The sequence below is a fragment of the Arthrobacter sp. UYEF36 genome, from assembly GCF_040547025.1.
GTDB lineage: Bacteria > Actinomycetota > Actinomycetes > Actinomycetales > Micrococcaceae > Arthrobacter.
Genome location: NZ_JBEPOX010000009.1, coordinates 164,768 through 182,541, shown reverse-complemented (window position 1 = coordinate 182,541; position 17,774 = coordinate 164,768). Strand labels below are relative to the sequence as shown.

Below are 17,774 nucleotides of genomic sequence, written 5' to 3'. Positions count from 1 at the left end.
AGGCACTCAGCCACCCGGGCACTCAGGCAGAATGGCACGCAAACAAGCTTCACAGGGAACCCCGGCCACCGCAGCACTGGCGGCCGCCGGGGTTCCTTTCGTTGCCCACCCCTACAGCCATGACCCCGCGGCCGCCAGCTACGGACTGGAAGCCGCAGAGGTGCTCGGCGTCGATCCGGCCCGGGTGTTCAAAACCCTGATGGTCGACGTCGACGGCCGGCTTGCCGTCGGCGTCGTGCCCGTGAGCGGGAACCTTGACCTCAAGGCGATGGCCGCCGCACTGGGCGGCAAAAAGGCCACCATGGCCGACCCGGCCGCCGCGGAGCGCCGCACCGGCTACGTGCTGGGCGGCATCTCGCCGCTGGGGCAGCGGCAGCCCTCCCCCACGGTTGTGGATGACAGCGCCCTGGGCCTGGACACCATCCTGGTGTCGGGCGGGCGGCGCGGACTGGAAATCGAGCTGAGCCCGGCCGAACTGATCCGGCTCACCGGGGCGCACACGGCGCGGATCGGCACCGTGAGGAACTAACCGGGTCCCCGACACACCGGGAAATGCCGCACAGCAACGCTATCGATGAACGCTGCCGCGGGGTGTCAGCTCGGAGGGACAGGCGCCTCGGGGGCCGGTTCCTCGAGGACAGACGCCTCCGGGGCAGGTGCCTCCGGATCCTGCTGGCCTGGATTCGGGCGGGGCGCAATCTGCTGCCCCAGCCAGGCCGCGACCAGCCGCTCCCAGCGCTCCGGATCCACGTTCCATTCCTTGGTATGCCTTGCGCGGTCGAACCTCTCAAAGGTGACCATCTCGGGGTTCTTCTCGGCCAGGGCAGCGGACGGGCCATAGGGCACGTATTCGTCGTCCACGCTGTGGATGATCAGCGTGGGCGTCCGCAGTTCCACCGCACGGGACACCCAGTCCATTGCCTTGAGGTCCACCGGGGCGGCGAGGCCGGTCAGCCGCCGGCCCAGCCTGTGGCTCATCATGAGCTGCCCGTACCGGCCCACCGCGGACGGGATCCGGTTGAGCTCGGCGTGGTGTGCCAGCACGTTCACCCAGTTGATGACCGGGGCGTCGAGCACCATGGCCCGGATCAGGTGGTGATACCGCGACAAGTCGGCGGTCTGGAGGCAGATGGCGCCGCCCATGGACCAGCCAAAGAGCACCACTTCACGGGCGCCCTGATCCAGGGCAAAGCCGATGGCTGCCTCAACGTCGCGCCACTCGGTGGAGCCCAGTCCGTAGCGTCCATCCTGCGCCGAGGGCGCCAGGCCGTCATTGCGGTAGCTGATCAGCAGGCTGGACATGCCCAGTTCCCGCGCCGTCCGGACCGCCCGCAGGCATTCCTGCCGGCTCGCGCCGCGGCCGTGCACCATGATCGCCCAGATACCGGATTCCTGCGGTGCCCGGACCAGCCACGCCGGGGCGGTCCCGCCGTCGACCTCGATGTCCACGTCCTCCGACGGCATGCCGATGCTGGCGGGGTCCGGGTGGGCGGCTCCGCTCCAGTATCCGCGGCGCGTCTTGCTGAGGTCGCCGCTGTAGACGGCCTCGACTTCGCGCTGCACGGTGCGCTCTGCCGGTGAATAGGAGACGATCCGGCCGATCCTGGCGTGTCCCCGGCCGCCGTCAAAGAACAATCCGTAGACGCCCTCGACCGTCGCCTCGGGCGTGGCGGCGAGGATGACCTGCAGCCGGTGCCCGCCCCGGATCACTGCGAGAATCTCCTGGTCCTCTTCGCGAACCCGGGCGGGCGTGATCACGCGTCGGGCGAAATAGAGGGCAAGGGCGGAGGAACCGGCGGCGAGCAGCCCGGCCGCGGCGCTGCCGCCGATGATGCCGCCCAGGGCCCACTTGGCACTGCCCGGGACCGAAACTTCGCTGGTGGAGTCCGCGACGGCGCGGGCAGCTTTTCCACGGACGGTGGGGATCAGCTGCGGGTCCGGCAGGAGGCGTGAGGAAGAAGCCATGGCACCATTCTTACCGAACTCACCGCCCAGAGTGGCATCCGTGGGCCTCAGGGGCTCCCGGCGGCGGGCACACGGGCTCCAATCCGTGCGGGCCCACCGGCGCGCGACTAGGCTGGGGGCATGAGTGATCCAATCGTCATCTTGACAGAAGAGCCCCTGGGCGCGGACGACCGCGTCAACATCGAAACCCTGCTCGCCGGGGGTGATGCACCGCTGGTGGTCCTGGTTCCGGCCAGCACGGAGCGGCACCTCCTGGTGGATTTCCTGGAGAACCTGTCCCTGCTGGAAATCTCCAAGGCCTTCCGTGAACTGACGTCACACTCCGACCCTGCCGGGGAACGCGCCGAAGCCGCTGAAACCCTGGCCGCTTCCCTGGCGGCCCTGGCCGGCCTCGGCGGCGGCGTGACCGGCGAAATCGTCGACGGCAAGGCCGTGGACGGCATGGTCGCCAAGGTGAAGGAACTCGGCGCCGGGCAGGCCGTGGTGATCACCCGCCCGCATGCCGTCGCGGATACCTTCCATACTGACTGGGCCACCAAGGCCCAGGACAAGCTGGGCCTGCCGGTCCTGCATCTGTACGCCGGATCGGGATTTATCGGGGACTCCTGAGCGTTGTTGAGGCTATGAGCATCTTTAGTAACAGGCCAAAAGTCACGCCCGTCACCGCCCCCGCCGGGTCCGATGCCGAAGGCGCCACAGAACGCCAGACCGCACCGCTTGGCACCTCGCCGGCGGAAAGGACCGACGAGCAGTGGCGCCAGGAACTGACCCCGGAGGAGTACCGTGTGCTCCGCCAGGCCGGCACCGAGCGGCCCTACACCGGCGAGTACTGGGATACCCACACCGCGGGGGTCTACCAGTGCCGCGCCTGCGGCACGGAGCTGTTCACCAGCCAGGAAAAGTTCGACTCGCACTGCGGGTGGCCCTCCTTCTGGGCCCCGCTCGCGGAAGGCACGGTCAAGTACATCCACGACCGCACCCTGGGGATGGAACGCGTGGAAGTCCGTTGCGGCAACTGCGATTCGCATCTGGGCCACATCTTCGAGGGCGAGGGCTACGGAACCCCGACTGACCAGCGCTACTGCATCAATTCCGTCTCACTGAAGCTGGTCTCGACGGACGACGCCGGCCAGTAGCCCGGCGCCGGGCCGGATGACCCCGAGGACCCCCGTCTGGAGCCGCAACAGCGGCGCCGGCGGGGGTCCTCTGCCTTTGCGGGGGCCAGCCCTGCCGGCGCTGGAGCTGGCCCGGGCCGCGCAGTCCACTTGCCACAGACTTTCTTATGCTCAGGCTGATTTTGCATTAGGGTTCCTGTTTGCTTGCTACGCTCGTTTTAATCACTGACGAGCGACGCTCCCAGCACACAGAAAGGCGCCCGCTGATGACCACCACCGCTATCACCACCACTGCCCCGATCTCGGCCAGCTCCCCGGAATGGCTGCAGCTCAAGGCTGCCGCCACCGCATTGCAGGCACTCCAGGTTCAGGACGGCTCCGTTCCGGAGACCGCCAACCACGAGGCGGCCGCCGGGTATGTCCGCACGATCTCGGCGTCCATCGAGGCCCTGGCCCCGGCTTTCCCGCACGACGCCGCGTACCTCACCCTGCTCGTGGCGGATTTCAGCCGCTGGGCCGACGGCGGCTTCGGCGTTCCCGACTTCCGGGACTCCCTGCAGGCGTTCCAGCCGCAGCAGCACCGGGTGAACGGCCTGCGGCACCTCGTGGTCTTCCCGATGTACACCCAGAACGGCAGCAGCAACCGCCTGGTCGAGGCCGTGCTGATCGAGGTCATCTGGCCCGAGTTCATCGCCGGCCTGGAGGAGGGCGAATACTCCAACAAGCTCTTCGTCCCGATCCGCTTCCTCGACTTCACCCCCGGCTACAACACCAACTCCGCGGTGCTGTTCCCGGAAACCGTCGCCGTCCGGGAAACCCCCACCTTCACCTGGGGCGCCATCTTCGCCGACCGCGAGGCCGCCCGATTCCGCCGTGTGCTCCGCGCCGCAGCGGACATCACCTCGCTGCAGCTGCCGGCAGACGCCGCCAGCCTGCTCGAGGACCAGGAGCTGACCCAGGAAACCTTCGTTATGTGGGACCTCATCCACGACCGCACCCACATGCGCGGCGACCTGCCCTTCGATCCGTTCATGATCAAGCAGCGCATGCCGTACTTCCTCTACTCCCTCGAGGAACTGCGCTGCGACCTGACCGCCTTCCGCGAGTCCGTAAAGATCGAAAAGGACGAGGACGCCGACCCCGAGGCCCGCCGGCACGCCAAGCTGGTCCAGTACGCCGTCATCTTCGACCGGATCTTCCGCTTCGCCATCACCGGCAGCCGGGTCCGCAACTACGACGGCCTCGGCGGCCAGCTGCTCTTCGCCTGGATGCACCAGCACCACGTCCTGCACTGGACCGACAGCAAACTCAGCATCGACTGGGACGGGGCCGCCGACGTCGTGGTTGAACTCGGTGCCAGGATCGAGGAACTCTACTGGCGCTCGATCGATCGGCCCAAGATGGCGCACTGGCTGGCCGCCTACGAGCTGATCTCCGGCACCGTTACGCCCAACCCGGCCTCCGTCTGGGCCAAGGGTCCGGACGCGCTGCCGCTGGCAGGTCCGCCGCGCGGCCTCACCGACCAGGTGCTCGACGACGAGTTCCCGCTCTCGATGTTCTACGAGGCACTCGAGAAGAAGATGCGCCCCGTTATCGAGTCCACGGCCGGCATCACCGGCACATCCGACACGGGTTCCGCCGGCACGGCAAACACAGCCGGCACAGCAGCCGACGCGGCAATGACCGTCATGAACGCCGGATGAGCACCGGACGCCCCCTGAACGTTGTGGTCACGGGCGGCAGCGGCCCTTCGGGGATCGCCGCCGCCCGCGCCCTGCGCAACGCCGGGCACACGGTCTTCACCGTGGGCTCCGACCAACCCCGGATTGAGGGGGCCGCCGCGGAAGCCGGCAGCGGCGTCACGCCGCTGGTGTGCGACCTTGCGGACCTCGCGGCGGTCCGGTCGCTGTACACCAACGTGCAGGCCCGGCTGGGCGAAACGGGCGGCTCCGTCGACGGCGTCATCCATCTGGTCGGCGGCTGGCGCGGCGCCAAGGGCATCACGGACCAGAGCGACGAGGACTGGGAATTCCTGGAACGCGGCGCCATCACGACGCTGCGGAACGTCACGCGGGTCTTCTACGACGACCTCGCCGCCTCGGCCGCCGGGCGGTTCGCCATGGTCTCCTCCACCGCCGCGGGCACGCCGACGGCGGGCGGAGCCAGCTACGCGGCCGCCAAGGCCGCCGCCGAAGCCTGGACCCTGGCCGTCGCCGACGGCTTCCACCGCGGTCAGGCGGGCCTTAAGCAAGACCCCGTGGAACAGCGCAGCGCCGCGGTGGTCTTCGTGGTGAAGGCCCTCGTGGACGCGGCCATGCGGGCGAAGTCCCCGGAACGCAACTTTCCCGGATTCACCGATGTGGAGGAACTGGCGGCTGCCGCCGTCGGGCTCTTCACTTCCCCCGCGGCGGACCTGAACGGCCGGCGGCTGCTGCTCAGCCCGGAGTCCAGGCCCTGAGCCTGAACCCTGTGCTTAGCCCTGGGGTCCGGACCTCCTTAGACTGAAAGCGTGAGCAAAGAGATGACAAGCACAATTGAAACTGCCCCTGCCAGCACTGCTGTGCGGCTCCACGATCCCTCGGTCCGGGGCTTTGCCTCGGACAACTACTCAGGCGTCCACCCCGAGGTGCTGGCGGCCCTGGCCGCCGCCAACGAGGGCCACCAGGTCTCCTACGGCGAGGACGACTACACCGCCCGGCTGCAGCAGCTGATGGAAGAGCACTTCGGCGAAGGGATCGAATGCTTCCCGGTGTTCAACGGCACCGGCGCCAACGTGTTGTCGCTGCAGTCTTTGCTGCCGCGCTGGGGCGCCGTTGTCTGCGCGTCGACCGCCCACATCAACATGGACGAGAACGGCGCCCCGGAGCGGATCGGCGGCATCAAACTGCTCCAGGTCCCCACCGTTGACGGCAAGCTCACCCCCGAGCTGATCGACAAGGAAGCCTGGGGCTGGGGCGACGAACACCGCGCCCAGCCGCTGGCGGTGTCCATCACCCAGACCACCGAGCTGGGCACCTGCTACACCCCCGACGAAGTCCGCGCCATCGCGGAGCATGTCCATTCCAAAGGAATGACGCTGCACATGGACGGCGCCCGGCTTGCCAACGCCGCCGCCCACCTGAACGTGCCGCTGCGGGCCTTCACCCGCGACGCCGGCGTGGACATCCTCTCCTTCGGCGGCACCAAGAACGGCCTGCTTTTCGGCGAGGTCGTGGTGGCACTGAACCCGGCCGCAGCCCAGGGGCTGATCTACCTGCGCAAGATGAACATGCAGCTGGCCTCCAAGATGCGGTTCATGTCCGCCCAGTTCATTGCCCTGCTCGAGGGCGACCTGTGGCTGCGCTCCGCCTCGCACGCCAACGCGATGGCGTCCCGGCTGCGGGCCGGCGTCGAGTCCATCCCCGGCGTCGAACTGAGCCAGAAGACCGAGTCCAACGGTGTGTTCGCGATCCTGCCGGCCGGTGTTGCGGACCGGCTGCGCGAGTCCTTCCGTTTCTACGACTGGAACGAAGCGGCCCGCGAGGTCCGCTGGATGTGCTCCTTCGACACCACCGAGGACGACGTTGATTCCTTCATCGCCGCCATCAGGCGCGAGCTCGCTGCCGGCTGACCCTCGAGGCAGGACAGCCGCCGCTGCCCGACCCGGCGCAAGCCGGACCGGGCAGCGGCGGCGAGCCTGCCGGGCTTGGGCGCACCCCTTGCATAATCTTCCATTGTGAACGCACTCGACCAGGTTCCGGCAGATTTTCGCTTTGCCTTGGGAACCCTTCGGCAGGCACGAACCCGCAGTGAGCTGCGCCTGGAGGAAATCCCGGCGCCCGCGCGGCTGGCACCGTTCGCCGTCGCCCTCGGGGCCGAAGTTGTCGCCCCCGGTGAAGCGACACCCTCCGGCGCCGTCCACGGCCCCGCAGCCGCGGCCCTGGCACGTGCCTCCGGAAGTGACGACGTCGAACTGGCCACCGGCCGCTTCATCCTGCTGCACGATCCCGACGGCTCCGCGGTCTGGGAGGGCGAGTTCCGGGTCGTCACCTACATCCGCGCCCAGCTGGAGCCGGAAATGGGCAACGACGAAATGCTTGGCTCCGTCGCCTGGACCTGGCTCGTCGAAGCCCTCGAAAACCACGCGGCACCGTACCGCTCGGCCGGCGGCACCGCGACGCGGGTGCTTTCCGAAAGCTTCGGGACCCTCGCGGACCGGCCCAATTCGATCGACATCGAGCTGCGGGCATCCTGGACTCCGGCCACGCCCGACATCACCTCCCACCTCGAGGCCTGGTCGGACATGGTCTGCACCTTCGCCGGTCTTCCCCCGCTGCCCGAAGGCGTCACGCCGCTGCCGCGCTGGCGCCGCGGACAGGCCTGAGTTGGGACCCGCACACCCGGGGAACCCGCCTCGTTTTGGCGCAGGCGCGGCCTACAACACCGTGTTGTCGGTAAACTGAAGTCATCATGACCCCTCATATTCCGGAAATCACCACGGCGGGCGCGGCCGCCAACACAGTTCAAAGCACAACAGAGGCGGCTGACACCACAGCCCACATCGCGGTGGACGGCTTCGACAGCCTGGTCCCCGAGATCATCGACCTCGATGCCCCCCGCGACGGCGTGCCGCTCGTCATTGAAACGCAGTCCGGCCTGGAACGCTGCGCCGCGGCACTCGCCGCAGGCCACGGTCCCGCGGGCGTGGACGCCGAGCGTGCTTCCGGCTTCCGGTACGGCCAGCGCGCCTTCCTGGTCCAGATCCGCCGGGAAGGGTCCGGCACCTGGCTGATCGATCCCGAACCCTTCGGGGACCTGGGCATCGTCAACGACGCCCTGCGCGGCGTCGAATGGATCCTGCACGCGGCCAGCCAGGACCTGCCCTGCCTGTCCGAACTCGGCATGTGGCCGGACAAACTCTTTGACACCGAACTCGCCGCCCGGCTCGCCGGGCTTCCCCGCGTGGGACTCGCCGCCGTGATCGAACAGCTCCTCGGCTTTGGCCTCGCGAAGGAACACTCCGCAGCCGACTGGTCCACCCGGCCGCTGCCGGAACCCTGGCTGCGCTACGCCGCGCTCGACGTCGAGGTCCTCACCGAACTGCGCGAGGAACTCATTGAGCTCCTCGTCGCCGACGGCAAGCTGGACTTCGCCGAACAGGAATTCGCCGCCATCCTCGAGGTTGGACAGGCACCGCCCCGCGTCGACCCGTGGCGCAAGACTTCCGGACTGCACCAGATCCGCGACCGGCGCCAGCTCGCCGCGGTCCGCGAACTGTGGCTCGAGCGCGACTCGCTGGCGCAGAAGCGCGACGTCGCTCCCGGCCGGCTCATCCCCGATTCCGCCCTCGTCGCCGCCGCCAAGGCCATGCCCGGCACCGTGCCCCAGCTGCTGGGCACCAAGGGCTTCCACGGCCGCGCGGCCCAGCGCGAGGCGCCGCGGTGGCTGCGCTGCATCAGCACCGCCCGCGCCCTGGAGGATCTGCCTCCCCTGCACCTGCCCACCAATGCTCCCCCGCCGCCTCGGGTCTGGGCCGACCGGGACCCGGAGGCCGCCGCCCGGCTCGCCACCGCCCGGCCGCTGCTGCAGGCCAGGGCCGAGGAGCTGAACATGCCGGTGGAGAACCTGTTGACGCCGGATTACCTCCGCCGCGTCTCCTGGCGTCCGCCGGTCGAGTGCAGCGAGGAAGGCATCGCCGAGGAACTGGCGAACCTGGGGGCCCGCCAGTGGCAGATCGAACTCGTCGCTCCCCTGATCGCCGAGGCCTTCCAGAACCCGCAGCCGCTGCCCGCCAAGGAAGCCAAATCCGTGGCGTCAACAACTGCCGCAGCCACATCTTCCGGCACGGCAGCCGCCGCAGCACCGGACACAGCGCACTAGGCACGGCTGCTCCGGCTCACGGAACTCCTCCCCGGCGGCGCGCCACCGGGCTCCTTGCCAGCTATGTTACTGACGAGTAACATGTTGTTTGATGTCGGCCGGTCCCTGCTGCCCCTGCTTTTGCGCCCGGGGCACGGAGCCGGCACCCATGTCTCGATGAGGAGTAACACGTGAGCCAGCCCCCCAGCAGTGGAAATCACAGCAGCGGACGAAACAGCAGCGCGAATCCCCGCGCCGTGAATCCCCGCGCCGTCCGCGACGTCGTCTTTGTCGACGGCGTCCGCACCCCGTTCGGCCGCGCCGGAGAGAAGGGCATCTACGCCGGAACGCGCGCCGACGACCTGGTGGTCAAATGCATCCGCGAACTGATGCGCCGCAACCCGTCCCTGCCGGCCGGGCGGATCGACGAAGTGGCCATCGCGGCGACCACACAGACCGGCGACCAGGGCCTGACCATCGGCCGCACCGCCGCCCTGCTGGCCGGACTGCCGCGGACCGTGCCGGGCTTCGCCATCGACCGGATGTGCGCGGGCGCCATGACCGCAGTGACCACCACGGCGAGCGGCATCGGCTTCGGCGCCTACGACGTCGTGATTGCCGGTGGCGTGGAACACATGGGCAACCACCCGATGGGCGCAGGCGCGGACCCCAACCCGCGTTTTATGTCCGAACGGATCGTGGACCCGGCGGCCCTGAACATGGGCAACACGGCCGAGAACCTGCACGACCGCTTCCCCGCCATCACCAAGGACCGCACCGACGCCTACGCCGTCGCCTCACAGGACAAGCTCGCGGCCGCCTACGCCCGGGAGCAGATCCAGCCGGACCTGGTGCCCGTCGCCACGATGAAACCCGGCCAGGGCTGGACCGTGAACACGGTGGACGAGCCGCCGCGGCCGGGCACCTCGGTGGACGACCTCGCGACGCTCAAGACCCCGTTCCGCGCCCACGGCCGGGTCACCGCCGGCAACGCCGCCGGACTCAACGACGGCGCCACCGCTGCCCTGCTGGCCTCCGCCGACGCCGCCGAGGAACTGGGCCTGCCGGTCAAGATGCGCCTGGTCAGCTACGCCTTCGCCGGCGTCGAACCGGAAGTTATGGGCATCGGCCCGGTCCCGGCCACGGAAAAGGCCCTCAAGAATGCCGGGTTGGGCATCGCGGACATCGGCCTGTTCGAAATCAACGAGGCCTTCGCCGTCCAGGTGCTCAGCTTCCTGGACCACTTCGGCATCGCCGACGACGACCCCCGGGTCAACCGCTACGGCGGGGCGATCGCCGTCGGGCACCCCCTCGCATCCTCCGGCGTTCGGCTGATGAACCAGCTGGCGCGCCAGTTTGAGGAGGACCCCAAGGTCCGCTTCGGCATGACCACGATGTGCATCGGCCTGGGCATGGGCGCCACCGTGATCTGGGAAAACCCGCACCACGCCGACTACGGCACCGAATCCACCACCACCGAGACTGGAGCCGCAGTATGAGCGCCGCCGATTTCCGCAAGCTTGCCGACCTCTTCCCGAATGAGACGGTCACCCACTCCTACGTCCAGGACATCGAACTGCCGGCGGTCGACGGCAAGAGCCCCGGCACCTTCGCCCTGGTCACGCTGGACAACGGCCTGGACCACTCCAAGCCCACCACCCTGGGCCCGGAGACCCTGATCGAGCTCGGCATCGTGCTGGAAAGACTCAAGGAGCGCGCCACCCGCGGCGAGATTGTGGGCGTCGGCGTCACCGGCAAGCCCTACTTCCTGGTCGCCGGCGCGGACCTGTCCACGGTCAAGTCCATCAGCGGCCGCGAACACGGCCTCTGGATGGCCCAGCTCGGCCACGACGTCTACGCCACGCTGGCAAACCTGGGTGTCCCCAGCTTCGCCTTCATCAACGGCCTCGCCCTCGGCGGCGGGCTGGAGATCGCCCTGCAGTCCACCTACCGCACCGTGTCCACCGGCGCCGGCGCGCTGGCACTGCCCGAGGCGTTCATCGGGCTCATCCCCGGCTGGGGCGGGGTGTACATCCTGCCGCGGCTGATCGGACCGGAAAACGCCGTCAAGGTGATGATCGAGAACCCGCTGAGCAACAACCGGACGCTGACCGGGCCGCAGGCGTTCAAGCTGGGCATGGCGGATGCCATGTTCGAGCCGGCCGACTTTGTCGAGCAGTCCGTCGCCTGGGCCGCGCAGGTCATCGCGGGTGCCGTGAGCCCGGAACGCGCCAACGCCGTCAACCCCGCGGAGCCGGAGGTCGCGGCCCGCTGGGCCGGTGCCATCGCCGCGGGCCGGTCGTTCGTAGAGGCCAAAACCTCCAACGGCTCCCCGGCGCCGGCCAAGGTCCTCGAGGTGATGGAAGCCAACCGCACGCTGACCCAGGCCCAGTCCGCGGAGCTGGAATGCGAGACGCTCGCGGACCTGATGCAGACCGACGAGTTCCGCTCCACCGTCTACGCCTTCCTTGACCTCGTGCAGCGCCGGTCCAAGCGCCCCGCCGGCGCCCCGGACCGCAAGCTCGCCCGACCGGTGACCAAGATCGGCGTCGTGGGAGCCGGACTGATGGCCAGCCAGCTCGCCATGCTCTTCGCCCGCCAGCTCAAGGTGCCCGTGGTGATGACGGATATCGACCAGGCCCGGGTGGACAAGGGCGTCGGCTACGTGCACGCCGAGGTGGACAAACTGCTGCAGAAGGGCCGGATCAGCCCGGACGCCGCCAACCGGACCCGGGCGCTCGTCACCGGATCGGTGTCCAAGGAAGCCTTCGCCGACGCCGACTTCGTCATCGAGGCGGTGTTCGAGGAGCTCAACGTCAAGAAGCAGGTCTTCAAGGAAGTCGAGGCGATCGTTTCCGCCGAATGCATCCTCGCCACCAACACCTCCTCGCTGTCCGTCACCGCCATGGCCGAGGACCTGGAGCATCCGGAGCGCCTGGTGGGCTTCCACTTCTTCAACCCCGTGGCCGTGATGCCGCTGCTGGAAATCGTCCGCGCCCCCAAGACCGACGACGCCGTGCTGGCCACCGCGTTCGAGCTCGCCAAGGGCCTCAAGAAGTCCGCCGTGCTCGTCAAGGACGCTCCCGCGTTTGTGGTCAACCGCATCCTGCTCCGCCTCATGGGCGAAGTCACGGCGGCGTTCGATGAAGGCACCCCGGCTGAGGTGGCGGACAACGCGCTGCGCCCGATGGGACTGCCGATGACGCCGTTCGTCCTTGGCGCCATGGTGGGACTGCCGGTCGCGCAGCACGTCCAGGAATCCCTGCACGCCGCGTTCGGGGACCGTTTCCAGGTGTCGGAAAACCTGCAGGCGCTCATCGACAACGGGGTGAAGTCCATCTGGGATCCGGCCTCAGTCAGCGCCGGCCAGCCGGCCATCCCGGCGGAGACCCTCGCGCTGATGTCCTTCGGCACCAGCCCGTCCACTTCGGCGGAGGTGCTGCGCCGCACGCAGGATGCCCTGGCCCAGGAAATCGGGCTGATGCTGGACGAAGGCGTGGTCGCCGGGCCGGAGGACATCGACCTCTGCATGATCCTCGGGGCAGGCTGGCCGATGTTCCTGGGCGGCATCACCCCGTACCTGGACCGGGTCGGAGCCTCCGAGCGGGTCAACGGCAAGAAGTTCCTGGCGCCCGGCGTGGCGTCCGAACCGGCGGCATAACCGGGCCCCAACCGGGTCTGAGCCTGCCACCAGCGCCCCCGCCCGCACTCCTGACGAGTGCGGGCGGGGGCGCTGCCGTGTCAGGATCCGGTGGTGCCGGCCGGTGGAACCGCCGCGCTGCGGCGGAAGTGCCGCCGGGCGGAGGGCAGCCAAATGAGTCCCGCAGCGGCCAGGCCACCGAGGACCGGCAGCCCCTGGGAGAAGATCGTCAGGAAGATCGCCGCCGGCAGGCCGCCCGCGGCCGGGCGGCTGCCGGCGGATGCGGACGAAAATGCGGCGACCGTGGCCAGCACGACCACAACGAGTCCCGCCAGGGAGATGACCGTGAGGACGGGCCGGACGGACCGCTTTCCACGCCGGCCCCCCCCTGGCGCAGGCGAGGTTCACCACAGCCACCACGGCAAGAGTCAGAAAGAGCACCAGGGCCGGAATCGTGTTGGCGTCAGAGCCTACACTCTCTGTCAGCAGGAGCAGGCCGAGCGCCGCCTCCAGCGCGGCGACAGCACCGGAGACAACCAGGATCCAGGCCGCGGCCGTCACGACTGACGGCACGCGGCCGGACGCGGCCTCTGAGCCGTCCACTTCCAGCGTGCGCGCACCGCCGCGGGCAATATACGCATTGGCCGGCGGCAGCCACATGAGCACTGTGGCGGCGACCGCAAGCACAACGGCGGCGCTGGCGGGAGAGAACAGCACCTCCCGTTCGGGCATCCCGGCGGGGGCCGGGCCGGCCAGGAGGTCAGGGAGGTAGAGGAGTGGCGGAAGGATCACCAGATACGCCGACAGGAAACGGCGTGCCAAGCGCCGCCCCCGGAGCAGGAGGTGGGAGAACACAACGCCGGATCAATGGCATTGGTGGTGGTGTATGCCGGGGTTCCCATGGCCCCATGCCTGGTTACCGGCCGGGCAGCCCGGTAGGGTCACAAGCCCCCCCTGACCGTCAGACTTCCCGCAACCTCCCGCCGTCGAGCTCCAGGATGCGGTGCGCCGTGGCCCGGGCGTGGGAGGCCTCGTGGGTGACCATCACGACGGCGGCGCCCCGGCCCGCCGCGGCGGCAATGGCGTGCTCCAGCCGGTCGAGGCCGTGCCGGTCCAGACCGACCGTGGGCTCGTCCAGGGCCAGGACGGCCGGCCTCCGGGCCAGGACCGTGGCGAGGGCCAGCAGCCGCTGTTTCGAAGCCGGCAGCTCTGCCGGGTGGATTTGGGCGTCCCCGGAAAGCCCGACGGCCTCCAGTGCCTCGTGCGCCAGGGCGCCGGCGTCCCTGCCGTGCAGCCGCCGGAGGCCGAAGCTGACCTCCCGCAGCACCGTCCGCTCGAACAGCTGGTCCCGGGGATGCTGGAAGAGCAGTCCGACCGAGGCAGCGATTCGGCCGGTCGGTGTCCCGTCGATGCTCTGTCCCCGGACGCGAACTTCACCGGTGTGCGGTCGCAGCAGTCCATTGAGGTGGCGCAGCAGCGTGGATTTGCCGGCCCCGTTCGGGCCGGTAATCGCCACGATCTCCCCCGGCCGCACCGCGAGTCGCAGATTTCGCAGCAGCTGCTCCCCGGCTGCATCCCCCGTCCCGGGATAGCCGAACCCGAGGCGTTCCAGCTCCAGCACCGGCGCGGCCTCCGGCTCCGGCGCGGCGGCCCGGACGGCGGGCACCGTGTGGGTGACCGCGTGCAGCACGGTCCCGGTCCGGGCCAGTTCCGCTGACCGGATCAGGTCCCGGGGCCGGCCGCTGGCGGTGGCGGTGCCGCCGTCGAGGATGATCCAGTGCCGGGCGGAGCGTGCGAGGCCGTCGGCCGACTGGCCCAGCACCACGACGGCGGTCCCGGTGCCGGTGAGCCGGTTGATCAGGTCCCGGACCTGGATGATTCCCGCCGCGTCCAGGGAGGCCAGTGGTTCGTCAAGGATCAGGACCCCGGGGTCCTGGATGACGGCGCAGGCCATGGCCAGCCGGCGCAACTCCCCGCCGGACAGGGTGGCGGGATCCCGGCCGAGGAACGCTGTGAGCCCGGTCAGCTCCGCCGTCCCCGCCACGGCGCGGAGCATTTGGTGCCGCGGGGTGCCGCGGTTTTCCAGGCCGAAGGCGAGTTCCTCGGCCACGGTGGAGCGCACCGTGGAGAGCATGGCGGCCGCGTCCTGGGGGACGTAGCCCACCCGGTTGGACCAGGCGGAAGGATTGATCCGGGGGTCATCCTCGCGGCCCAGGAACTCAAGCGGTTCCCCGGCCAGCGTGAGCGAACCAGTGAGCGTGCCGGACTGTCCGGGCCGGTGCCAGCCGGCCAGCAGCTTGCCCAGGGTGGTCTTGCCGCTGCCGGAACCGCCGAGGACCGCAGTCAGGGTGCCCGGACGGGCGCTGAACGCGATGTCGCGCAGCGCCGGGGTTGTCTCGCCGTGGAAGCTGAAGCTGCCGATCCGGGCGGTCAGCACGGCGGCAGCAGCGATAGTGGTGGTGGGATCAGTGAGGGTCATGCGGACCCCGCCGCCGGCCAGGAGGCCCCGAGCCGGAGTGCCACCGCTGCCGCGGTGAGCAGCAGCAGGGCGGCCCGCAGCCGGCGCTGGGCGGGCGGGTCAGCGACCTCGCGGTAGTCGGTCCGGGGACCCGGACCGCCGAAGCCGCGGGCTTCGAGGGCCTGGGCACGGCTGCCGGAATCCTCGATGAGGCCCAGCACCAGGGGGACCATCTGGAGCCGTACGGCTGCAAGCCTCGACAGCGCCCCGCCGCGGAGCACCAGGCCGCGCGCCTCCTGCGCTGCCCTGATGCGTTCCAGCCGGCCCGCCACGGCCGGCAGCAGGGTGAGCGAGGAGGCCAGCACGAAGCCGAACTGCGGCGGCAGCCCCCGCGCGGCCAGCGCCGCGACGAGGTCGGGGGCGCTGACGGTGAAGGAGAAGAGCAGCAGCACCAGCACGCAGGCACCCGTGCGGGTGCCAGCCTCCCAGGCGAAGGCCATTCCTTCTACCGTGACCCTTGCGGGCCCCCAGGCCGCCAGGACGGTGCGGCCCTCCGGGAAGAACAGCCCGTGCAGCATCAGCAGGGACAGGACCAGGGGAAGCAGCACCGCGGCGGCCGTCACCAGCACCCGCCGTCCGGCGCCCGCCCGCAGTGCCAGCAGGACAGCCGCGAGGGCTACCGCGAGTGACAGCGGCCAGGTGCCTGCCGCCGTCGTGATCACCGCGGTGCAGCCGGCCGCCGTCAGCGAGGTCAGCGGATGGAGGGTGAAGGGCATACGCATGGGGTGTCCGCTTCAGGTTTCGGGCGTTCCCGGCCCCTTCCCGGCAAGCACCCGGAAGCGCCGCACGAAGGGGAACTGGAAGGTGGTGCGGCGCGGCAGCGCGTAGACCAGCAGGGCGGCGATGGCAAAGACGATGGCCTTGTCCATCGGGTCCGAGATCAGCGCCTGCTTGGTGATGGCTGCCAGCAGGGTATCGCCCATGGCGCGGAAGGCGCTGACAAGCGCCCCGGTGCCGAGGCCCGCGGTGCCGCCAAAAACGAAGGCGGCGATCGGGGCGGAGACGACGCCGGCGAGGATGCCGGTGACGAAGCCGGCCACGGGTGCCAGGTAGAAACGGCGGAACAGCCCGCTGCGGGCAGCCAGCCCGGCAAGGAAACCGATCAGCGCCGCCCCCGCCGCGAAGGGCAGCACCGTGGGGTTGAAGAAGGACCAGACGATGCTGCTCAGGGCGCCCGTGGCGGCTCCGGCCGCCGGGCCGGCCAGGACAGCGATCAGCACGGTGCCAATGGCGTCGAAGTAGAACGGCAGCCCGGTGGTGCCCATGAGCTGGCCCAGGACCACGTTCAGGACCAGGGCCACCGGCATCAGCACCAGGGTGGAGGTGGGGAGAACCGGAAGGGCCGCGGCAATGAGCAGGACCGCACCGAGCAGGAATCCGCCGAGGGCCATGAGCGCGGAGAAGCTGGCCGGTCCGTTGGCGATGTCCGCCGGCTGGGTGAGGACAAGGAAAACATAGGTGGCCGCGATCGCGGCGGCACCGGCGAGCTCGAGCAGGCGGCGGTTGCGCCGTGCCTTCGCGGACCCGGCACCGGGGCCGGTTCCGGGGGCAGGGAGGGTCAGGGACTGCTGTGACATGGGGATGGTCCTTCGGTGGGGGCTGCAACATCCGCCTATGTCACCTCGGCGCAGCTACCATCCTAACCAGCGGCGGGCGGCCCGGCGGACAGGCCCCGCCGCGCCAGCGCGCCCACGGAGGAAATCAGCTCCTCGAAGCATTGCTCCGGGTTGTTGGCGGAGACGATCCGCGCGTTGGGCGGCAGGCCCCACAGCCCGCGGAAGTCCGCCACCGTGGTGCCGATCAGCAGGGGCGAGCGGGTTTCGACGTCGACGGTGGCCAGGCGGGTGGTGAACGGGGTGCGTCCGACGGCGGCGCAGGCCGCGAACGCGTCATGCATGTGCGCCACGTAGCCCTGATCGTAGAGCCGGTGGAACTCCATGTAGAACCGGATCGCGTCGGACAGGCAGGCCACGAGCGGGCTGGCTGAGGTGCTGCGGAGCCCCTCGGGCTGCTCCGGGAGGACCAGTTCCGGCCCGGCCCCGGCGGTCTCGCCCAGGCGCCGGAGGTGGTCCGGAAGCATCTCGATCCGCTCCGTCGTCTCCAGCGCGCACACCACCGGCAGTTTGTCCTCCGGCAGGCCGCGGTACGCGGCGAAAACTTCCTGGGCCGCGTGCGGGTCCACCGAGACGTTCCATTCCGCCGTCGGGGTCGTGTTGCCCTGGTAATAAAAGCTCCCGCCCATGATGACGAGGCCCTTGAGCAGCAAGGGCAGCTCAGGTTCGCGGCGCAGGGCGAGGGCAAAGTTGGTCAGCGGGCCGGTGACCAGCCCGGTAATCTCCCCCGGGTGCGCCCGGACTTCCTCCACCCAGACATCGACGGCGTGGCGCGGCGAGATCTGCTGCGCGGGCGCCGGGAGCTCAGCGTGGCCGATGCCCTGCGGACCGTGGGTCTCCTCGGTGGTGACCAGCGGGATTTCCAGCGGCACTTCGGCGCCGATGGCCACCTCAACGCCCGGACGCCCGCACAGCTGAAGCAGCGCCAGGTTGTTCAGCGCGACCTGGCGGGCACCAACGTTGCCGGCCGTGCAGGTGATGGCCTGCAGGTGGACTTCCGGCCGGGACAGCAGGTAGACGAGGGCCAGGGCGTCGTCAATGCCGGTGTCGACGTCCATCAGGATGTTCTGCGCCGGCGCGGGCAC

16 protein-coding genes are annotated in these 17,774 nt (G+C 69.8%); 10 read left to right on the top strand and 6 right to left on the bottom strand.

The genetic code is table 11. The annotated features are described in order from the left end of the window. The first annotated feature begins 31 nt into the window (after window positions 1-31). Window positions 32-529, top strand: coding sequence for a Cys-tRNA(Pro) deacylase (gene ybaK, locus ABIB29_RS14445; protein WP_354173491.1), 498 nt, complete (start codon window positions 32-34; stop codon window positions 527-529). A 65-nt stretch (window positions 530-594) separates the two neighbouring features. Here ybaK and ABIB29_RS14440 read toward each other — a convergent pair whose 3' ends face one another. Continuing rightward, the gene (locus tag ABIB29_RS14440) at window positions 595-1,965 is read right to left on the bottom strand and encodes an alpha/beta hydrolase family protein (protein ID WP_354173490.1); all 1,371 of its coding nucleotides are present in this window, start codon (window positions 1,963-1,965) and stop codon (window positions 595-597) included. Between the two features lie 120 nt (window positions 1,966-2,085). Here ABIB29_RS14440 and ABIB29_RS14435 point away from each other — a divergent pair, with 120 nt between their 5' ends. The 9 genes from ABIB29_RS14435 to ABIB29_RS14395 all read left to right on the top strand — a co-directional run bounded on the left by ABIB29_RS14435 (window position 2,086) and on the right by ABIB29_RS14395 (window position 12,579). Next, entirely contained in the window at window positions 2,086-2,574 is a 489-nt protein-coding gene (locus ABIB29_RS14435) for a hypothetical protein (RefSeq protein ID WP_354173489.1), read from the top strand. A gap of 14 nt (window positions 2,575-2,588) precedes the next feature. Continuing rightward, window positions 2,589-3,101 carry a peptide-methionine (R)-S-oxide reductase MsrB gene (msrB, locus tag ABIB29_RS14430; RefSeq protein ID WP_354173488.1) on the top strand — a complete coding sequence of 171 codons (513 nt, stop codon included), beginning with the start codon at window positions 2,589-2,591 and terminating at the stop codon, window positions 3,099-3,101. Between the two features lie 245 nt (window positions 3,102-3,346). Beyond that, window positions 3,347-4,783 carry a DUF6421 family protein gene (locus tag ABIB29_RS14425; RefSeq protein ID WP_354173487.1) on the top strand — a complete coding sequence of 479 codons (1,437 nt, stop codon included), beginning with the start codon at window positions 3,347-3,349 and terminating at the stop codon, window positions 4,781-4,783. Further along, on the top strand, window positions 4,780-5,538 hold the full coding sequence (locus ABIB29_RS14420; protein WP_354173486.1) for an SDR family oxidoreductase: 759 nt from the start codon (window positions 4,780-4,782) through the stop codon (window positions 5,536-5,538). Before ABIB29_RS14425 ends, ABIB29_RS14420 begins: the two co-directional genes overlap by 4 nt. 63 nt (window positions 5,539-5,601) lie before the next feature. Next, window positions 5,602-6,690 (top strand): threonine aldolase family protein, encoded by a 1,089-nt coding sequence (locus ABIB29_RS14415; protein WP_354173536.1) that lies wholly within the window; start codon window positions 5,602-5,604, stop codon window positions 6,688-6,690. A gap of 102 nt (window positions 6,691-6,792) precedes the next feature. Next, window positions 6,793-7,443: a DUF3000 domain-containing protein gene (locus ABIB29_RS14410; protein WP_354173535.1), complete on the top strand. Its 651-nt coding sequence runs from the start codon at window positions 6,793-6,795 to the stop codon at window positions 7,441-7,443. A gap of 86 nt (window positions 7,444-7,529) precedes the next feature. Further along, window positions 7,530-8,939, top strand: a complete 1,410-nt coding sequence (locus tag ABIB29_RS14405) for an HRDC domain-containing protein (RefSeq protein WP_354173485.1) — start codon at window positions 7,530-7,532, stop codon at window positions 8,937-8,939. Window positions 8,940-9,175: 236 nt separating this feature from the next. Next, window positions 9,176-10,417 (top strand): thiolase family protein, encoded by a 1,242-nt coding sequence (locus tag ABIB29_RS14400; protein ID WP_354173534.1) that lies wholly within the window; start codon window positions 9,176-9,178, stop codon window positions 10,415-10,417. Continuing rightward, window positions 10,414-12,579 carry a 3-hydroxyacyl-CoA dehydrogenase NAD-binding domain-containing protein gene (locus ABIB29_RS14395; RefSeq protein ID WP_354173484.1) on the top strand — a complete coding sequence of 722 codons (2,166 nt, stop codon included), beginning with the start codon at window positions 10,414-10,416 and terminating at the stop codon, window positions 12,577-12,579. The genes ABIB29_RS14400 and ABIB29_RS14395 overlap by 4 nt, the downstream gene beginning before the upstream one ends. An 80-nt stretch (window positions 12,580-12,659) precedes the next feature. On the opposite strand, the gene ABIB29_RS14390 is transcribed toward ABIB29_RS14395, so the two are convergent. The 5 genes from ABIB29_RS14390 to ABIB29_RS14370 all read right to left on the bottom strand — a co-directional run bounded on the left by ABIB29_RS14390 (window position 12,660) and on the right by ABIB29_RS14370 (window position 17,747). Continuing rightward, window positions 12,660-12,878, bottom strand: coding sequence for a hypothetical protein (locus tag ABIB29_RS14390; RefSeq protein ID WP_354173483.1), 219 nt, complete (start codon window positions 12,876-12,878; stop codon window positions 12,660-12,662). Window positions 12,879-13,519: 641 nt separating this feature from the next. Continuing rightward, window positions 13,520-15,037, bottom strand: coding sequence for an ABC transporter ATP-binding protein (locus tag ABIB29_RS14385; protein ID WP_354173482.1), 1,518 nt, complete (start codon window positions 15,035-15,037; stop codon window positions 13,520-13,522). Continuing rightward, the gene (locus tag ABIB29_RS14380; protein ID WP_502915619.1) at window positions 15,034-15,798 is read right to left on the bottom strand and encodes an energy-coupling factor transporter transmembrane component T; all 765 of its coding nucleotides are present in this window, start codon (window positions 15,796-15,798) and stop codon (window positions 15,034-15,036) included. Before ABIB29_RS14380 ends, ABIB29_RS14385 begins: the two co-directional genes overlap by 4 nt. Before the next feature lie 12 nt (window positions 15,799-15,810). Beyond that, window positions 15,811-16,653, bottom strand: a complete 843-nt coding sequence (locus ABIB29_RS14375) for an ECF transporter S component (RefSeq protein ID WP_354173481.1) — start codon at window positions 16,651-16,653, stop codon at window positions 15,811-15,813. A gap of 62 nt (window positions 16,654-16,715) precedes the next feature. Further along, window positions 16,716-17,747, bottom strand: a complete 1,032-nt coding sequence (locus ABIB29_RS14370) for a nucleoside hydrolase (protein ID WP_354173532.1) — start codon at window positions 17,745-17,747, stop codon at window positions 16,716-16,718. Window positions 17,748-17,774: the final 27 nt, after the last annotated feature.